We start from the raw sequence: 16,644 nt of genomic DNA on the forward strand, positions 1-16,644 counted from the left end.
GTGTGAGTAATCATACACTCAAAGTCAGGTGGCCAGATTCACTATGCCACTACAGATATCTCGCTTTCACAAGCCTCCGGCCACATCGAATCTGCAGTGGGTGAAAAACATAGCGTCCAGTTTGGCGTAGATTTAAGGCGCGAAACACTTGAACAGTACAAAGACGGTGTGTCAGAGCTTACTAGCAATGAAGAGTTTTCCAGAAAAGGTTATGAGCTTTGGGGGCAGGATACCTGGTTCGCGTTGGACAATTTGGAAGTGGTCACCGGCCTTCGCGGCCAGCGAGATTCTGACTTCGGAACTCACTGGGCCCCCAAAATTAATGCCCGGCTCGGCTTTGAAGATGGTGAGGGTTTTGACAGTTTTATCCGCGCCGGAGTGGGTACAGGTTACCGAGTTCCTAACCTGAAGGAGCGCCACTACCGCTTTGATCATAGCCAACTGGGGTACATTGTTAATGGTAATCCGCAGCTCGAACCCGAATCGTCCGTTAGCTATCAGCTTGGCTTTGGTGGCCACTTTGAGAAGAAAGTCTGGGTTGAGGTTAATGGCTTTTTCAACGATATCGATGAGTTGGTTCAGACGGATATAGATCAAGCGGCAACGGATGCGCGTACCGATAGCGTGGTGGTCTATCGCTACAGCAATATTGATCAAGCCCGCACCTGGGGCATCGAATCCACTGCTGGCTGGGAAATCGCTGAGGGCTGGCGCATATCTGCCGGATATACCTGGACTGAGACGGAAGATGTGGCGACAGGCAATGATCTCAATCGCAGACCCAGCCATCAGCTGCAGGCTTCGGTCGATGGCTTGACCGGGCTAAGCGGTTTGTCTTGGTCGCTAAGAGCTCGCAATCAAAGCTCTGAATATGCGGATGCCGCGCTTGATCGAAAGTCCTCCGGCTACACCTCTCTTGATCTCAAACTCAACTACCGGGTGCTCCCGGAGCTTCAATTATACGCCGGTGTCGACAACCTTACCGACAGCCAGCGCGATTTCTCAGACCCTGATGATTTCCAACCTGTTGCCGGTCGATTTCTCTACACCGGTTTTTCACTGACCCTCGGCGGCCAGTGAACGCCCTTCACACTTACAAATAAGGAACCATGACATGGATAGACAGAAGCTGAAGTACCTGGTGCCGGCTCTCGGCCTGATGATGACCGCCTGTGGGGGTAGTAGTGACAACAATATCACCGGAAACGGCGATGACGAACAGGCTGACAAAGGCTATAACCAGAAAGTGGTCGATGCGAGAGCCCAGACTCAGTATTTGAACTTGGCGACGGGAAACACGGTTTCGGAGGATGGCGATTGGCATGTGGCTTTCAACCGAACCAGCGTACAGCTCAACTCCGGGGAGTCCGGTAATGGCAACGTTGTTGGCGCTGTGGGGGATGAGCAGGCAGGATTGTATAACGCATCTGGTGAGCCCGATTTAAATGCGTTTGTTGGCGCGACAGCAGAAGGCGAGTTGGATCACCTCAAGGAATCCTTCGTTGAGCCCTCCACCTGGAAATCCGACGGCGTGGTGTATGCCTTTGGTGATGCTGAGGACTGGTCCGTATATGGGGCGGGAGGAGTTATTTCTGAGGTTCCTGATATTGGTTATCTGGTTCGTTCCGCAGAGGGCGACAGTTATGCACGCATGCGTGTTGAAGATTTCGATTTCCCTACCCGTGAGGGTCAAGGAATCCAGAGCTTTAATCTGGCGTTTGAGGTGCAGGCTGCTGGCACTACACAAATTGTGGGCCCAGCCATTCACTTCACCGAGCCAACTGATTACGACGGTGGCAATGCCTGCTACGACTTTGATACCGGAGCCACCGTTGATTGCGCAACCTCTGATGCCTGGGATGTTCTGATCGGTTTTTCCGGAAGGGACTGGTACCTGAAAACCAATAGTGGCCCATCTGGTTCAGGCGAGGGTGGTGCGCTTGGCCCCATTGACTGGGCGGAGTTGTCTACCTACACGAGCGCTACTATCGATAGCAACGGCGATTCACTCGCCCGCGCCTACTCGCCAGACACGACAGGTGGGCTCTTCACGGATAAAGGTTGGTACGAATACAACCTCCAAGGCGCTCATAAACTCTGGCCCAACTTTCGCGTGTATCTGATTGACAGTGATTCTGAAGATGCAGCGGCGCCAGTCTATGCCGTGCAAGTCATTAACTACTACGGCATCGACGGTAATAGCGGCCAACCTGAAATTCGCTGGAAAAAAGTCAACCTGACAACTGAGGGGAATTAAGATGGAAGCTCTCGCTACACAACCTGAAGCAACCCTGGCACAACGGTGGCAGCAACTGCTTGAAGAGCAGCCCAAGCTGCGAATTCGAAACGCTGCAAATGCCCTGGGGGTTAGCGAACTGGAACTCCTACTCAGCCGCGAAGAAGGCGTTCAGCCATTGAAGCCCGAATTCGGTGCTCTGATGTCTGCAATGGATGCGGTGGGCGATGTGATGATCCTTACCCGCAATAACCAGGTTGTGCATGAAGTGACCGCGACCTTCAACAAATTCACAGTCGCCGGCAAAGGCGCCATGGGCCTTGCGGTGGGCGACATTGATGTTCGGGTGTTCCTGAACCAGTGGGCCCACGGATACCTGGTCACCGAGAACACCGGAAAAATCACGCGGGAAAGCATGCAGTTCTTCAGTGTCTACGGCTTGGCGTTGCACAAGATTTACAAAACCGAAGCTACAAACACTGCCGCTTGGGATGCGCTGTTGGGGAGCTATCTAGACAGCTCAATACCCACACTGCAGTTGGCTGAAGCACCTATCCGGCAGCCACGTGCCGATGCCAATGCCATTGATGTGGAGGCACTGCGCAAAGACTGGGCCGTGCTTAAGGATGTCCATCACTTCCACGCCATGCTCAAGCGCAACAAAGTAGATCGACTGACGGCGCTAGAACTTGTCGGCTCTGAGTGGATTACCCGCCTGAAAACTACCACCGATAAGGTTCGTTCGCCCCTAGATAAAATTATGGAACAGGCGAAAGCCAGCGAATGCGCAATTATGGTGTTCGTAGGCAACCCGGGCATTGTCCAAATCTTCGCTGGAACGGTGGACAACATAAAGCGCATGGGCCCTTGGATGAACGTGTTGGATAAAGGGTTCAACCTGCACGCGAATACCGACGGAATCACCGATTGGTTCGTGGTTCGCAGGCCGTCGACAGATGGCACCATTACATCGCTGGAAGGCTACAACGCAGATGGCGAGATTGTGATTACGCTGTTTGGCGACCGCAAACCGGGCAACCCCGAATCTACACACTGGCAGCGTGAAGTTGCAACGCTGGAGAGTGCTCTATGCGCCTGATGGCTTTGGTTGCGCTGTGCGCAGCCTGCCTCTCCTTCGTAACACTGGCCGAAGCCGGGCAGCCGCGTATTGTCAGCGCCGATGGCGGTATTACAGAAACGGTCTACGCCTTGGGGGCGCAGAGCAGCCTTGTAGGCGTGGATACCACCAGTAACTACCCGGCGGAAGTGAAGTCGCTGCCACGGGTGGGGTATCTGCGGGCTCTGCCGTTTGAGGGGGTGCTGGCGCTGCGGCCAGATGTGCTGTTAACCACAGATGAAGCCGCCCCGGATAAAACCCTGGAACGGCTGAAGCAGGCAGGCGTGAAGGTTATCCAGCTGCCGCTTGCCCGCTCGCCGGCGGATACCATGGCGCGTATTCGGGAAGTGGGCCGGGTGGTTGGCAAGGAAGCCCAGGCCGATGCCATGGTTGCCGACATGCAGCGCCGTGTTGAGCGTATAGCGGCCGCCGTAGATGGCTCATCGGCGCGTGTGCTGTTCCTGATGGCTGCGGGTAACCATGGCGTGACCATTGCCGGTAACGATACCGCCGCCCATGCGCTGCTTGAAGCGTTGGGCGCAAACAATGCGATGGCCGAGGTGAGCGGTTACAAGCCTGCCAGCCGCGAGGCGTTGCTTGCTTCCCGGCCAGATGTAATTGTTGTGGCGGAATCCCGCCCTGGGCAGTTCGACATCTCTCAATGGCCGCAACTGGCGGCGCTGGATGCCTGGAAGCAGGGCCGGCGTTACGTGGGCGACAGCATGTTGCTGCTTGGCTTTGGCCCAAGGTTGCCCCAGGCCATGGAAGAGGTTGCAAGTGTACTGGCCGAAGTGGGGCAGGTGGCCAGCAATGGTCACTGACGGTGCTGGCCGGCTCGCGAAAGGGCCGGCGCTATTGCTGATCTTAGGGGCCGCAGTTGCGGTCTCTCTGGTTTCCATAACCAGTGGCGCTTACCCGCTTTCCACCACCGATATTTTAGGCGTGCTGATTGGCGACCTTGATGATGAGGTGGCCAAAATGGTGCTCTTTGATGTGCGCATGCCGCGCCTGATTCTGGGCTTTTTGGTGGGGGCAGTGCTGGCGGTTTCGGGGGCCATTCTGCAAGGCTTGTTCCGTAACCCGCTGGCAGACCCCGGGCTGATTGGCGTGTCTGCCGGGGCATCGTTGGCAGCCATTGCGGTGATTGTGCTGGGTGGCACCTGGCTGGGCGGCTGGCTGGATCTGGCCGGAGTGTGGGCGCTGCCAATAGCGGCGTTTGTGGGCGGTAGCGGCACGGTTTTTCTAGCCTGGCGAATTGCCCGCAGAGCCGGGCAAACATCCGTAGCCACGTTGCTGCTGGCGGGTATTGCCATTAACGCCATTGCCGGTGCCGGCACTGGCTTGCTGACCTTCTATTCCTCCGATGAAGAATTACGCTCGCTCACCTTCTGGACCATGGGCAGCCTGGGCCATGCAGCCTGGGATGATGTCGCCATGGCCGCGCCCTGGTTGTTGTTGGCGCTGTGTGCGGCGCCGTTTCTGGCGCGGCCACTGGACGCCTTTTTGCTGGGCGAGCAGGTGGTTGGCCACCTGGGTTACAACACCGACTGGACCAAGCGCGCCGCCATTCTGATTGCTGGCCTGGGAGTGGGCGCAGCAGTTGCAGTCAGTGGCCTGATTGGCTTTGTTGGCCTGGTGGTGCCGCATCTGGTGCGGCATACCCTGGGGGCAGGACACCGCGTTGTGATTCCTGCCAGTGCCCTGGCCGGTGGCACCCTGCTGGTGGGAGCAGACTGCCTGGCCCGGGTGGTGGTGGCGCCGGCTGAGTTGCCTATCGGGTTGATGATGGCGCTGATCGGCGGGCCGTTTTTTCTGTTGTTACTAATGCGAACGAGGGTGGTGTGATGCTTTTGCAGGTCGACGGCTTGGGTGTGTCTCTTTCTGGCAAGCCAATTGTTCGTGATCTCGGCTTTCAGCTGGATGCGGGTGAGCTACTTGTGGTACTTGGCCCCAACGGTGCCGGCAAATCTACCCTGCTTAAAGGGCTGGCGGGCGAACACAAGATGGGTGCCGGGCAGGTAACATTTGCCGGGCAACCACTGAAAAACTGGTCAAACAAAAAGCTGGCCCAGCAACGGGCGGTTATGCCGCAACGGGTGGAAGTGAACTTCCCGTTAACGGTAGAAGAAATCGTGCGCTTGGGCCGTCCGGCTGAGCCCCTGTCGAAAAGCGCGGGCATTCTTGAAGAGCTTATGGTGCTACTAGACATAACCCATTTGCGACACCGCCTTGCGCCAGGTTTATCCGGCGGTGAGCAGCAGCGGGTTCAGTTGGCCCGGGTGTTGGCGCAGATATGGGATACCCAAGAACCTGTGTTGCTGTTGCTGGATGAATGCACCTCGGCTTTGGACCCGGCGCATCAGCAGCAGGTGTTTTCATTGCTCCGGCAGTTGGCGAAGCGCCGTGGTTTTGCTGTGCTGGCCGTCGCCCACGATCTCAATTTGGCCGCCAGGTTTGCAGACCGGTTGCTGCTGCTTCATCAGGGCCAATGCCATATCGCCGGACAGCCATCAGAAGTGCTAACCGAGTGTGTGCTGGCGGAGGTTTATGGTTTGTCTGCACGGATTCTGGAGCTGGAGGAAGGTTATCCTCTGGTGATTCCCCGGGAAGAGGAGCCGGTATCAGCTTATGGCAGGCTTTCACCTTCGGCGGTTGCGCCCATAAACTCAAGCTGTCGCCAGGCTTCGTAAACCACCAGGGCTGTGGTGTTGGACAGGTTCAAGCTACGGCTATTCGGGCACATGGGTACCTTCAAACAGTACTCGGCAGGCAAGCCTTCGCGAACGCTTGCAGGCAAGCCACGGGTTTCCGGGCCAAACATCAGGTAGTCATCATCCTGATAGGCAACTTGATGGTAGTAGCGATGGCCTTTGGTGGTTAAACCAAATAGTCGCTTAGGTTGCTCGCTTTCAAGAAACGCCTGGTAGTTCTTATGCACTTTTACCGTGGCGTATTCGCTGTAATCCAGCCCGGCCCGGCGCATTTGTTTGTCTTCCAGAGTAAACCCCAGAGGTTCAATCAAATGCAGCCGGCAACCGGTGTTGGCGCACAGCCGGATGATATTACCCGTATTAGGCGGTATCTCCGGCTCGTACAGCACCACATTCAGCATCGCGCTTAGCGCTCCACAGCCAGGGCAACACCCATACCGCCACCGATGCACAGGGTTGCGAGGCCCTTGTTAGCATCACGGCGAACCATTTCGTGCAGCAACGACACCAGAATACGGCAGCCAGAAGCGCCAATTGGGTGGCCCAGTGCAATCGCACCGCCATTCACGTTGACCTTGTTGGTGTCCCAACCCAAATCGCGGTTTACGGAGATGGCCTGAGCGGCAAACGCTTCGTTGGCTTCAATCAGATCTAGATCGTCAACGCTCCAGCCGGCCACTTTCAGGCAGCGTTGGCTGGCGGGAATTGGGCCAGTGCCCATAATAGTGGGATCAACGCCCGCATTGGCTTGGGCCTTGATAGTGGCCAGAGGGGTCAGGCCCAGCTCTTTGGCTTTCTCAGCGCTGCATACCATTACAGCCGCTGCGCCATCGTTGAGGGAGGAGGCGTTGGCGGCAGTCACCGTGCCGTCTTTCTTGAACGCCGGGCGCAGCTTGGCAAGGCTTTCGCCGGTTACACCGTCGCGGGGGCCTTCATCTTTGCTGACAACCACCGGGTCGCCCTTACGTTGGGGGATAGATACCGGCACGATTTCGCCATCGAAGCGGCCAGCCTCGCGAGCAGCAACCGCCTTTTGCTGGGAGGCTGCGGCGAATTCGTCCTGCTCTTCACGGCTGATACCGTACTTTTCAACAATGTTTTCAGCAGTTACGCCCATGTGGTAATCGTTGAACGCATCCCAGAGCCCATCGGTAACCATGGTGTCGATCATGGTCCAGTTGCCCATACGCTGGCCGTTGCGGCTGTTGGGTAGAACGTGGGGTGCCAGGCTCATGCTTTCCTGCCCGCCCGCAATAATCATTTCAGCATCGCCACAGCGGATTGCTTGAGCCGCCATGTGAACAGCCTTGAGGCCAGAGCCACACACCTTGTTGATGGTCATTGCTGGCACAGAAGCTGGAATGCCTGCATTGATAGACGACTGGCGAGCTGGATTCTGGCCCGAGCCTGCGGTTAGAACCTGGCCCAGCAGCACTTCGCTGATCTGGTCGCCGGTAACGCCGGTCTCTTCTAACAGTGCCTTGATAACGACGGAGCCAAGCTGATCTGCTCGAAGGCTGGAAAGGCCTCCACCGAACGTGCCGATAGCAGTACGTTTGGCGGCAACAATAACAACATCACGCATGGAAATTCTCCGATTAAATGATTGTGCTGTGTCGGGCAGCAAAGCTAGCTCGAGCCCTCACAGAATAAAAAACTGCGGGCATTGTAGCCCCAAAGGCCCAGCCTGCAAAAGCGCAGAGCAACCCCAGCGTTAACGGCTGACGGCTTGAGATATACGCGCCAGGCGCTCTGCCCGAATGGCGCCACCCAGCTCTTTGCCGGCAAAACCCTGCTTGATCAGTGCTTGAGGGTCTACGCCCGAGGCGGCATCTGCGGCTGCTTTGAGTGGTGCTAGTTGTGCCTGATCACTGTTGGGGAGGGTGCATTCAAGCACATTGACTAGCTGCGAGAAGCGCTCCGGCCGCCGCCATACGTCGACTTTTTCCAGCAACTCAAGCAACGTGCCTGCATCTGGTTGCGTGGAGTGGAGCTGCCGGATTACGGAAATACACCCCGCAACCAATCGGGCAAGCTGCTGGCAGTCATTCGGTGCTTTCAGCGCCTTGGCCCTTGCCATGCAGGTAAGTTCATCGAGGGGGGCGAGCAGTGCGGCAAAACGCTCTGCCGTAGAGCCTTCCTGCACATGAACCCGCTGCAGTGCATCCATGGCAGCACTGAATTCAGCATCGGGAGTGAGCTCGGGTATCAGCACGGTGAGAGCATCACAGTCTCTTAGCACCTGAAAAAACGTACATGGCGACAGTTCATGGATTGCCCGCTGAATCTCTTGCCACACGCGCTCAGCAACAAGATGTTCCACTTCGTCATCAGCCACCATGGCGCGCATCAAAGCCATGGTCTCTGTGCAAACACCAAAGCCTAGAGGTTGAAAGCGTGCTGAAAAGCGGGCGGTTCTCAGAATGCGCAGAGGATCTTCTTTGAACGCTTCCGATACGTGCCGCAGCTCCCGCGCTTCCAGGTCTTTTCTGCCATTGAAGGGATCAGTCAGCTCGCCTTCTTCGGAGCGTGCCATAGCGTTAATGGTGAGATCCCGGCGTAGCAGGTCTTCTTCAAGGGTGACATCTGGCGCGCTGTAAACGCTGAAGCCATGGTAGCCGTGGCCCTGTTTGCGTTCGGTGCGGGCGAGGGCATATTCCTCATGAGTTTTCGGGTGCAGAAATACGGGGAAGTCTGAGCCTACCTGGGTAAAACCTTTGGCTAGCATTTGCTCTGGTGTTGCGCCAACCACCACCCAGTCCCGGTCTTTGACTCTCAGGCCCAGTAATTTATCGCGAACGGCGCCGCCAACCAAATAGGTTTGCATGAAGGGTAGGGTTCCTTGCTAAGAAGTGTCCGGGAATTATCCGTTTCCCAGGCGAGTCAGGCAAATTGGAGTTTGCCTGACCCAATAAATAACACTCAAAGCAGGATCAGAAAGCGGTACCTAGCTCCAAAGCTACGCCCATGTCAGCATCGCTAATCAAAGCGCCGAGATCAAAGCGTGCGCCAAACAGATTCAAGCCCAGGCCGGCGGTGAACTGAGTTTCTTCCGCAATACCATCGTTGTCGTCGTTGCTGGCCAGGTTGTAACGAGCACCCACACGAAGCTGGGCATAGCGCCAGGCATCAAGCTCTGCACCTACGGCAAGCCATTGCGTGTCGTCTTCAAAACCAAAGGCTTCTTTTTGGGTAAGGTCTACTTCGGCGGTAACAACGTGGTAAGTGCTCTTGTGGGCGATGCCCACGGTGGCCATGGGGCCTACTTTGAGGGTGCGCACTTCTTCACCAAGATCTTGACGGCTTGCAGCAGAATCCAGCTTCATGGGAATGAGGTTTTTAACTACGATGCCTGCGTTCCACTGCTTCTCATCACCAAAGGCGTAAGCGGCACCTATATCAAGGTTGAACCCACCCTTATCTGTTTGATATTGATCCCCATCGAACTCATCGTCTTCGAAACCAGAGACGCTTTCTGTGTACTGAAAGGTTTGCAGTTGGACATACTTTGGGGAAATTCCCAACTGAATCGTGTCGCCGCTATTCAGTTCTAGTGCGTGTGCAAAGGATATTCCGAATTCGCCCACGGCTGACGCCAAAATGCGGCCTTGAGAGTTGAAAATGATGTTGCCGTCTTGATCAACGGGGGCGCTGTTGATGACACCCTGTACCGCGCCAGGCGTTCCGTTCTGCGCTGTACTTACAACGGTATCAAGGAATACCCGGTCACCGTTTGAAAGGTCACCACGTACCGTTGCTGTAAGATTTGCGTTAGTGAAAAAACCCACGGACAAGGTTTTACTTGGAACGGCCAGTGCGAGACCCAGGCCGATGTTGGCGCGCATGGTGTCTTTGTCGAAACCAACCAGGCGATCCCTTAGATCTGCGGCAGAATTTGCAAGCTGTGCCGCATCACCTGACGAGGGGTTCGAGCTACTTTTGATGCTGCTTACAAGAGAATCAAACTCGTCAATAACATCCTGAATGTCATCAACCTGATCAATCGTTTCTTCCTCATCTGCAACCCGTACGTTGACGGACGGCAGAGTAAGACCGAAATCATCTGACCATGAATGGTGATCAGCGGCCATCATGGCTGGATTTGCCGAAGTGGCGTTTGAAGGGTGAGCAACGGCTACACCTGTCCCACCCATAGCGAATGAACGTGAAGACATAAATGCTTGAGGGCTGGCAAGCGTGGAGGTGGCAGCAACGGATAAACCCACGGCAATGAACAGTCTGGACAAGCGATATTGGTGCATTCGGTTACCTACGAACGAAAGTGTATTGTTGAATGATTAAGTGGGTGCAATGTTAGAGCAATATCCGTACTTGGACATGACATATGCGGTAACCATTTGTTTTTAAATTGTGAACGAAGGTCAGATGTGCGGTATCGAGGAGCTGGGGTTAGGGGTACGGATGTTGCGGGCTGAATCGTTCGAGAAATCGGCGCGCAGAAAACCGGCAGAGAGTTGCCGCTTGCTCGGCACTATTACAGTTGCTGTGGGGAGTAAGCCCGTATGTCTGGCGAGTGTTAGTGGCCGAATGATCAAAGCTGGCATGAAATTTTCATGTTATTTCACTTTACGATATGTTTTCGGAATTTTGTCTGGGTTCCTGCAGATGGAGAATTGCTCATGTTTAAAAGCGGGTCTGCTGCTTTCTCGGTACGCCGGGGCTTGGCGCTCGTTTCGGGCTTATGCATCGCTTTGCTTGCGGGGCAGGCTTTAGCCCATGGGCAAAAGCCTGCAACTGGCGGTGATGACGTTAAGGAAGCGGAGGAGCCCAAGAAAGTGCGGCGCAAGCCCGTTAATTTGGTTGTCACCAAGGAAGTAGGGCGCACACAAGGTGTGCTTGATGCCTATGCAAAAACTATCCGCCAAGAGCAGGGCGCCGAGGTTTTTGAGCCGAATCCAAAATGCCCGAGTGCAGATGCGCAGAAGTATCGGAAAAAGCTGGCCGTCGCCGGTTTTCCTCTTGAGCACCCAGATCAGTCGGTTTTTGGTGGTTTGAGCAATGTAGGAAACGCTGTCTCTACCTCCCTTTATCAGCGGTTTGAGCAATCAGAACAAGTGCAGGCTTTCTCCGCCCCACAGTGGCAGATGTATGCCAGTCGCACGGCGGCCCCAACAATGATGGTCGGGCCTGGTAATAAGCTCGGTAAATATTCCGCGGTCAGCCGTGAGATGGGGGCTCAGTTTGTGATGTCTGGGGTTATCCGTGATGTGGGCATAAACGACCCGGCTGCCTGGAATACCGATTACGGGTCAAAGATTAAACGAGCTTTGTTTAGCTCTGATACCAGCCGAAATTTTGAGTTGGATATCACTGTGCACGATGGCTATACCGGAAGGGTTGTTATGGAAAAACGGTATTCCGGATCTGGCCGCTGGGATGAGTCTCGCAGCGATCGGATAAGTTTTGGGTCGCCCCGTTTCTATGAAACAGCATATGGGCAGGCTGTAGAAAAAGTGTTGGGGGATATGACATCAGATGTGATCGCCCAGCTTGATTGCCAACCAATGCTTGTTCCGATTATCGAGGTTACTGGGAAGGATCTGCTGCTGGATGTAGGAACGCCTTCGGGGTTATTGCCTGGCGCAAAAATGAGGCTGGTGCGGGCTGAGCACTCGCTGGCTCGGCCAGACGAACCGGCTCAGCTTTGGGATACGGACGTAGAGCTGCACATTCACAGCCTGTCGCTAGACTCCGCAAGGGCTTGGATGCCGAAGCTCGGTTCCCATATCAATATTCAGAAGGGCGACTACGCCGTTATTCACTAACACAGCGTAGACAAGGTCTTGGTTCAGGCTGCTATTTCAGCCGCCGCAATATCCCGTATCTTCCCTACCATCGAGCGCAAGCCGTTGCCCCGGGTAGGGGAAATGTGGCGAAACAGGTCCAACCGTTCAAACAACTCGTCGATATCCGTTGCCAACAAATCTCTTGGGGTTTTGCCGTTCAGTGCAATAGTGATCATGGCTGCAAGACCACGCACGATCATGGCGTCGGAATCTATCAGCAAGTAGAGATTGCCGCTGGCCTCATCGAAGTGAGAAATTACCCAAACTTGGCTCTGACAGCCGTGAACGTAGTTCTCTTCAATTCGGGCGTCGTCCGGGAAGGCTGGCAGTTGCTTGCCAAGATCAATAATAAACGCGTATCTATCTTCCCAGTCGTCGAGAAATTCGAAGCCGTCTAGTACGTCTTCTAACGATGGGTTTGTTCCTAGTGGGTTGTCCAGAAAATCTTGTTCCGTAGCTGGCATTTACAACATTCCCAGTTCTAGCTTGGCTTCGTCGGTGAGCATATCGTTGTTCCAGGGCGGATCAAAGGTTAGCTCTACAGTTACCTTATCCACGTTGGGTACGTGCTCCACCTTGGACTTCACATCATCGGTAATGACTGGGCCCATGCCACAACCGGCGGCGGTGAGGGTCATCAGGATGAAGATGTGATTGCCTTCGGCGGTGCCGTTTTCGATTCGGCACTCGTAAATCAGGCCCAGATCTACCACGTTGACCGGAATCTCCGGGTCGTAGCAGTTGCGTATGGCTTCCCATACCTGGTTTTCGTTAATGGTTCCGTCGGCAGGTGTTTCGAAGCTGCTTTCTAGTGGCTTCTTGCCCAAGGCGTCGGCATTGTGGCCTTCGATGCGACAAAGATTGCCGTTGACTGCAACGGTAAAGGTACCGCCCAGTGACTGTGTGATGGTCACAAAGCTGTCTACCGGAATCATCACTTCTGTTCCGGTTGGAACAAGGCGGGCTTCCACCTCGCGTTTGGTCAGGACGACTTCACGTTCTTGCATGCCTGGTTAAACCTCATTTGGCGCGAGAGGGGGCAGAATTAGGTTACGGTAAAGCTCTCACCACACCCGCACTCGGCGGTGGCGTTTGGGTTGCGGAACTGGAACAGGGAGTTCACGCCCTCGGTCACGAAATCGATCTCGATGCCGTTCACCAAGGCTAGATGTTCCTCTTTCACAAACACGTCAACGCCATCAATGTGAAACACTTTGTCGTCGGCTGAGGCTTCATCAACCCATTGGGTTTCGTATTTGAAGCCAGAGCATCCGCTCTTTTTGATGGCCAGCCGAATGCCTTTGGCGTTCGCGGCTTTGTCGAGTTGCTTGCGCACGTGCTTGACGGCGTTTGGCGTCATGGTAACGCCGACGGTCGGTGTGAAGACTTCAGCTGTCATGGTGTCTCCTCCATCAGGCAAATAAGCGCTGAACTTTTTGCAAGGCGGTAAATAATTGATCCACCTCGTCCAATGTATTGTAGAACGCAAAGGAGGCCCGCGCTGTACCGGGAACTCCGTAGAAATCCATCAGTGGCATGGCGCAATGATGGCCGGTGCGAATAGCGATACCCTGCTGATCCAGTAAAGTCCCTATGTCACTAGGATGCAATCCCTCAATTTTAAAGGACATCACAGGCACTTTGTGCTTTGCGGTACCGATAATACTCATGCCTGGAACCGTCTCAACCAGTTGGTTGGCTCGATCCAGTAAAGCATTTTCGGCCGTTTCCATCGCCGCTCTGTCCAGGCGGTTCAGGTAGTTGATAGCTGCACCAAGGCCAACGGCCTCAGCGATAGCCGGTGTGCCAGCTTCAAATTTGTAGGGCAGGGTGTTCCAGGTTGTGCGCTCGAACGTTACCCGCTCAATCATCTCGCCGCCACCCTGATACGGAGGCATGTCTTCCAACAGCGCGGTTTTGCCATACAGCACACCGATGCCGGTTGGCCCAAACAGTTTGTGGGAGGAGAACACGTAAAAATCGCAATCCAATGCCCGCACATCTGGCTGGAAGTGGGGTACGGCTTGGGCGCCATCAAGCAGGGTAATGATGCCGCGAGCTTTGGCCAGGCTGATCATCTTGGCAACCGGGTTAACCGTACCCAGAACGTTTGAAACATGTGTGATGGCTAGTACGCGGGTGCGGTCGTTCAACAGGCTGTTGAACGAGCCCATGTCTAGCTCGCCTTCTGGCGTGACTAGAATCGGCACCACTTTCGCACCAGTACGCTCGGCGATCATCTGCCAAGGCACTATGTTGGCGTGGTGCTCCATGTGGCTCACCAGAATCTCATCGCCGGCTTTAAGGCGTGGTGCCAGGCCATTGGCTACCAGGTTGATGGCTTCGGTGGTGCCACGGGTCCAGATGATTTCCTGGGTGCTGGCTGCATTCACAAAGCTGCGCACGGTTTCCCTGGCGCCTTCAAACGCCGAGGTTGCCCGGTCGCCCAGGGTGTGAGCACCCCGGTGTACGTTGGAGTGCATTTCCCGGTAATAGCGATCCATGGCATCCAGAACAACGGACGGCTTCTGGGCCGACGCGCCGTTATCCAGATACACCAGCGGCTTCCCATTAACCTGTTGCGACAGGATAGGGAAGTCCCGGCGAATGGCTTGTACGTCAAACGCCTTGCGGGTAGCTGTGTTTGCCACGGACAGATCGCTCATACTGGTTAGATCTCCTGGAATGCTTGATCAAAGAACTGGTTCAGGCGGGCTTGCACCGTATCTCTTACGGCTTCCACCGGAATTTGTACCACCAGCTCGTTGATGAATGCCATGGTCAGCAGTACGTTGGCTTCTCTGCGGCCAATGCCCCGTGAAACCAGATAAAACAGCGATTCTTCATCAAGTTGGCCGATGGTAGCGCCGTGGGCACACTTGACGTCATCGGCATAGATTTCTAGCTCTGGCTTGGTGTCGATTTCCGCACCGGTAGAGAGCAGCAGGTTTTTGTTGTTCATATTCGCGTTGGACTTTTGGGCATCCTGGTGAATATGAATCCGGCCGTTGAATACTGCGTGAGATTTGTCTGCCGCAATGTTGCGATAGGTCTCTTCGCTGTCGCAATGGGCCGCCACATGCTCGATAGTGGTGTGGTTGTCGTAATGCTGCGTGCCTTGGGTAACCACTACGCCGTTAAGTTTGCACTCAGCGCCTTCGCCTTCCAGTCGTACTTGCAGGTCATGGCGACGAAGAGGGCCGCCAAAGCCTACGCAGTGGCTCTCAAAACGTGAGCTGCGCTGCTGAAGTACGCCGGTGGCGCCTACGTGTTGAATGTTCTCGCCACCCATGTTTAAGCGAACGTTGGTAACATTCGCGCCTTCTGCAAGCGCAAACTCGGTTACGGAATTCACTAGCACGGGTTCTTCGCCGCTTGAGATATATTCTTCAACCAGAGTGATCTGGCTGTTGCGGCCGGCATCCACAAAAATGCGGGGGAAGGCAGAGCCGCTGGCATCTGCTGTCACCTCATGGATGACAAACAGTGGTTGATCAAGAACGGCATCTGGCTTCAGACGAATCACCAGGCCATCTTCAAAACGAGCCGAGTTCAGGCCGGCCAGTTGTACAGCTTTGCTATCCAGAGTGCTGTCCAGGCGCTCGGCCAGTTCGCTGGCTTCGGAGTCTGACAGGTCGCCGAAGCGCTGAATCAGGATGTCGTTCAGGTCCGGGTACTCGCTGGCTTCCGGCATCATTACGCCGTTTATGAACACCACCTTGAAGCCGGGAACGGCCAATGCACTGCCGGTTTTGCCAGCAGTGGGCAGAGAGATGGCCATCTCATCGGTCAGCTTCAGATATTTGCTGGAGTACTTCCAGTTTTCGGTTTTACGCGTTGGCAATGGCATGTCTACCAAGGCGGCACCGCGCCGCTTGCGCAGTGCCAGCAGTGGCTCTGGCAACGCCTGGCCAGCCGGGTGCAGAAACGCGGTGGAAAGAGTCGGTGCTGGTTTCATTCCGCGATCTCCTTAATTGGCTGAGTTGGAGAGAGCTGAGCTGTCTGCAGTTGCCTCATCCTTTATACCAAGCCAGCTATAACCGCGCTCTTCCAGTTCCAGAGCAAGCTCGGGGCCACCGGATTTTACAATCTTGCCATCTGCCAGAACATGTACGTAATCCGGCACAATATGATCGAGCAGGCGCTGATAGTGTGTAACCATCAGAATGGATCGGTCTTCGGAGCGCAGGGCGTTCACGCCATCTGAAACCACCTTCAGTGCGTCGATATCTAGCCCTGAGTCGGTTTCATCGAGGATGGCCAACTTTGGCTTCAGCAACAGTGCCTGCAAGATTTCGTTGCGCTTTTTCTCGCCGCCGGAGAAACCTTCGTTTACGCCACGCTTGAGGAAGGCGGGGTCCAGGTCCACCTGGTTTGATACTTCTCGCGCCAGCTTCATAAACTCAGCGGCGTTCATTTCCGGCTCGCCGTTATGGTGGCGCATGGAGTTCACGGCCGTGCGCATGAACTGCATGTTGCTGACGCCCGGAATCTCTACCGGGTACTGAAACGCCAGGAACACGCCTTCGCGCGCTCGTACTTCAGTTGCTTTCTCCAGCAGGTCTTCGCCGTTCAGGGTGACGTCACCTGAGGTTACTTCAAATGCGTCGTTCCCTGCGAGCACCTGGGACAGGGTGCTTTTGCCTGACCCGTTCGGGCCCATAATGGCGTGTACTTCCCCGGCCTTGATCTCCAGGTTGATGCCCTTGAGGATCTCTTTGCCCTCAACGGATGCGTGCAGGTTTTTGATGCTCAGCATTTGTAGGCTTCTCT

17 protein-coding genes are annotated in these 16,644 nt (G+C 55.2%); 7 read left to right on the forward strand and 10 right to left on the reverse strand.

Features of this window, described 5'->3' with window-relative positions; genetic code table 11:
- Nucleotides 1–96: 96 nt before the first annotated feature.
- The 6 genes from ACTH3S_RS10635 to ACTH3S_RS10660 are packed head-to-tail and all read left to right on the forward strand — an operon-like array spanning nt 97 to nt 6,043.
- Nucleotides 97–1,080 (forward strand): TonB-dependent receptor plug domain-containing protein, encoded by a 984-nt coding sequence (locus ACTH3S_RS10635; RefSeq protein ID WP_441808987.1) that lies wholly within the window; start codon nt 97–99, stop codon nt 1,078–1,080.
- A 34-nt stretch (nt 1,081–1,114) separates the two neighbouring features.
- Nucleotides 1,115–2,257: an HmuY family protein gene (locus tag ACTH3S_RS10640; RefSeq protein ID WP_441808988.1), complete on the forward strand. Its 1,143-nt coding sequence runs from the start codon at nt 1,115–1,117 to the stop codon at nt 2,255–2,257.
- Nucleotide 2,258: 1 nt separating this feature from the next.
- Nucleotides 2,259–3,335: a hemin-degrading factor gene (locus tag ACTH3S_RS10645; RefSeq protein WP_441808989.1), complete on the forward strand. Its 1,077-nt coding sequence runs from the start codon at nt 2,259–2,261 to the stop codon at nt 3,333–3,335.
- Nucleotides 3,326–4,174, forward strand: a complete 849-nt coding sequence (locus ACTH3S_RS10650; RefSeq protein ID WP_441808990.1) for a heme/hemin ABC transporter substrate-binding protein — start codon at nt 3,326–3,328, stop codon at nt 4,172–4,174. The genes ACTH3S_RS10645 and ACTH3S_RS10650 overlap by 10 nt, the downstream gene beginning before the upstream one ends.
- Nucleotides 4,164–5,198, forward strand: a complete 1,035-nt coding sequence (locus ACTH3S_RS10655; RefSeq protein ID WP_441808991.1) for a FecCD family ABC transporter permease — start codon at nt 4,164–4,166, stop codon at nt 5,196–5,198. The genes ACTH3S_RS10650 and ACTH3S_RS10655 overlap by 11 nt, the downstream gene beginning before the upstream one ends.
- Nucleotides 5,198–6,043, forward strand: a complete 846-nt coding sequence (locus ACTH3S_RS10660; protein ID WP_441809017.1) for a heme ABC transporter ATP-binding protein — start codon at nt 5,198–5,200, stop codon at nt 6,041–6,043. The genes ACTH3S_RS10655 and ACTH3S_RS10660 overlap by 1 nt, the downstream gene beginning before the upstream one ends.
- On the opposite strand, the gene trmL is transcribed toward ACTH3S_RS10660, so the two are convergent.
- From trmL to traF, 4 genes are all read right to left on the reverse strand, one after another.
- On the reverse strand, nt 5,980–6,465 hold the full coding sequence (gene trmL / locus ACTH3S_RS10665) for a tRNA (uridine(34)/cytosine(34)/5-carboxymethylaminomethyluridine(34)-2'-O)-methyltransferase TrmL (RefSeq protein ID WP_441808992.1): 486 nt from the start codon (nt 6,463–6,465) through the stop codon (nt 5,980–5,982). The genes ACTH3S_RS10660 and trmL overlap by 64 nt on opposite strands.
- Nucleotides 6,466–6,470: 5 nt before the next feature.
- Entirely contained in the window at nt 6,471–7,649 is a 1,179-nt protein-coding gene (locus tag ACTH3S_RS10670; RefSeq protein ID WP_441808993.1) for an acetyl-CoA C-acetyltransferase, read from the reverse strand.
- A gap of 129 nt (nt 7,650–7,778) precedes the next feature.
- Nucleotides 7,779–8,891: a multifunctional CCA tRNA nucleotidyl transferase/2'3'-cyclic phosphodiesterase/2'nucleotidase/phosphatase gene (locus ACTH3S_RS10675; protein WP_441808994.1), complete on the reverse strand. Its 1,113-nt coding sequence runs from the start codon at nt 8,889–8,891 to the stop codon at nt 7,779–7,781.
- A 106-nt stretch (nt 8,892–8,997) separates the two neighbouring features.
- Nucleotides 8,998–10,326, reverse strand: coding sequence for a conjugal transfer protein TraF (gene traF, locus ACTH3S_RS10680; RefSeq protein ID WP_441808995.1), 1,329 nt, complete (start codon nt 10,324–10,326; stop codon nt 8,998–9,000).
- 378 nt (nt 10,327–10,704) lie between these two features.
- Between traF and ACTH3S_RS10685 the strand changes: the two genes are divergently transcribed.
- Nucleotides 10,705–11,850, forward strand: a complete 1,146-nt coding sequence (locus tag ACTH3S_RS10685; RefSeq protein ID WP_441808996.1) for a flagella assembly protein FlgT middle domain-containing protein — start codon at nt 10,705–10,707, stop codon at nt 11,848–11,850.
- A 23-nt stretch (nt 11,851–11,873) separates the two neighbouring features.
- Here ACTH3S_RS10685 and ACTH3S_RS10690 read toward each other — a convergent pair whose 3' ends face one another.
- From ACTH3S_RS10690 to sufC, 6 genes are read right to left on the reverse strand one after another with little or no spacing between them, the layout of a single operon-like run.
- A complete protein-coding gene (locus tag ACTH3S_RS10690; RefSeq protein WP_441808997.1) occupies nt 11,874–12,335 on the reverse strand; it encodes a SufE family protein in 462 nt (153 codons plus the stop codon).
- A complete protein-coding gene (sufT, locus tag ACTH3S_RS10695) occupies nt 12,336–12,878 on the reverse strand; it encodes a putative Fe-S cluster assembly protein SufT (RefSeq protein ID WP_441808998.1) in 543 nt (180 codons plus the stop codon).
- Nucleotides 12,879–12,916: 38 nt separating this feature from the next.
- Nucleotides 12,917–13,270, reverse strand: coding sequence for a HesB/IscA family protein (locus tag ACTH3S_RS10700; protein ID WP_441808999.1), 354 nt, complete (start codon nt 13,268–13,270; stop codon nt 12,917–12,919).
- A gap of 13 nt (nt 13,271–13,283) precedes the next feature.
- Nucleotides 13,284–14,537, reverse strand: a complete 1,254-nt coding sequence (locus ACTH3S_RS10705; RefSeq protein WP_441809000.1) for an aminotransferase class V-fold PLP-dependent enzyme — start codon at nt 14,535–14,537, stop codon at nt 13,284–13,286.
- A 5-nt stretch (nt 14,538–14,542) separates the two neighbouring features.
- Nucleotides 14,543–15,829, reverse strand: a complete 1,287-nt coding sequence (gene sufD, locus ACTH3S_RS10710) for a Fe-S cluster assembly protein SufD (RefSeq protein WP_441809001.1) — start codon at nt 15,827–15,829, stop codon at nt 14,543–14,545.
- A gap of 12 nt (nt 15,830–15,841) precedes the next feature.
- Nucleotides 15,842–16,630: a Fe-S cluster assembly ATPase SufC gene (gene sufC / locus ACTH3S_RS10715; protein ID WP_441809002.1), complete on the reverse strand. Its 789-nt coding sequence runs from the start codon at nt 16,628–16,630 to the stop codon at nt 15,842–15,844.
- Between the last annotated feature and the right edge of the window lie 14 nt (nt 16,631–16,644).

It is taken from the genome of Marinobacter sp. (assembly GCF_052094685.1).
Lineage (GTDB): Bacteria > Pseudomonadota > Gammaproteobacteria > Pseudomonadales > Oleiphilaceae > Marinobacter.

What these genes read in the sequence shown, in the direction of transcription:
- ACTH3S_RS10640 (WP_441808988.1), top strand. Translation starts at nt 1,115, where the DNA reads ATGGATAGACAGAAGCTGAAGTACCTGGTGCCGGCTCTCGGCCTGATG.
- ACTH3S_RS10645 (WP_441808989.1), top strand. Translation starts at nt 2,259, where the DNA reads ATGGAAGCTCTCGCTACACAACCTGAAGCAACCCTGGCACAACGGTGG.
- ACTH3S_RS10650 (WP_441808990.1), top strand. Translation starts at nt 3,326, where the DNA reads ATGCGCCTGATGGCTTTGGTTGCGCTGTGCGCAGCCTGCCTCTCCTTC.
- ACTH3S_RS10655 (WP_441808991.1), top strand. Translation starts at nt 4,164, where the DNA reads ATGGTCACTGACGGTGCTGGCCGGCTCGCGAAAGGGCCGGCGCTATTG.
- ACTH3S_RS10660 (WP_441809017.1), top strand. Translation starts at nt 5,198, where the DNA reads ATGCTTTTGCAGGTCGACGGCTTGGGTGTGTCTCTTTCTGGCAAGCCA.
- trmL (WP_441808992.1), bottom strand. Translation starts at nt 6,465, where the DNA reads ATGCTGAATGTGGTGCTGTACGAGCCGGAGATACCGCCTAATACGGGT.
- ACTH3S_RS10670 (WP_441808993.1), bottom strand. Translation starts at nt 7,649, where the DNA reads ATGCGTGATGTTGTTATTGTTGCCGCCAAACGTACTGCTATCGGCACG.
- ACTH3S_RS10675 (WP_441808994.1), bottom strand. Translation starts at nt 8,891, where the DNA reads ATGCAAACCTATTTGGTTGGCGGCGCCGTTCGCGATAAATTACTGGGC.
- traF (WP_441808995.1), bottom strand. Translation starts at nt 10,326, where the DNA reads ATGCACCAATATCGCTTGTCCAGACTGTTCATTGCCGTGGGTTTATCC.
- ACTH3S_RS10685 (WP_441808996.1), top strand. Translation starts at nt 10,705, where the DNA reads ATGTTTAAAAGCGGGTCTGCTGCTTTCTCGGTACGCCGGGGCTTGGCG.
- ACTH3S_RS10690 (WP_441808997.1), bottom strand. Translation starts at nt 12,335, where the DNA reads ATGCCAGCTACGGAACAAGATTTTCTGGACAACCCACTAGGAACAAAC.
- sufT (WP_441808998.1), bottom strand. Translation starts at nt 12,878, where the DNA reads ATGCAAGAACGTGAAGTCGTCCTGACCAAACGCGAGGTGGAAGCCCGC.
- ACTH3S_RS10700 (WP_441808999.1), bottom strand. Translation starts at nt 13,270, where the DNA reads ATGACAGCTGAAGTCTTCACACCGACCGTCGGCGTTACCATGACGCCA.
- ACTH3S_RS10705 (WP_441809000.1), bottom strand. Translation starts at nt 14,537, where the DNA reads ATGAGCGATCTGTCCGTGGCAAACACAGCTACCCGCAAGGCGTTTGAC.
- sufD (WP_441809001.1), bottom strand. Translation starts at nt 15,829, where the DNA reads ATGAAACCAGCACCGACTCTTTCCACCGCGTTTCTGCACCCGGCTGGC.
- sufC (WP_441809002.1), bottom strand. Translation starts at nt 16,630, where the DNA reads ATGCTGAGCATCAAAAACCTGCACGCATCCGTTGAGGGCAAAGAGATC.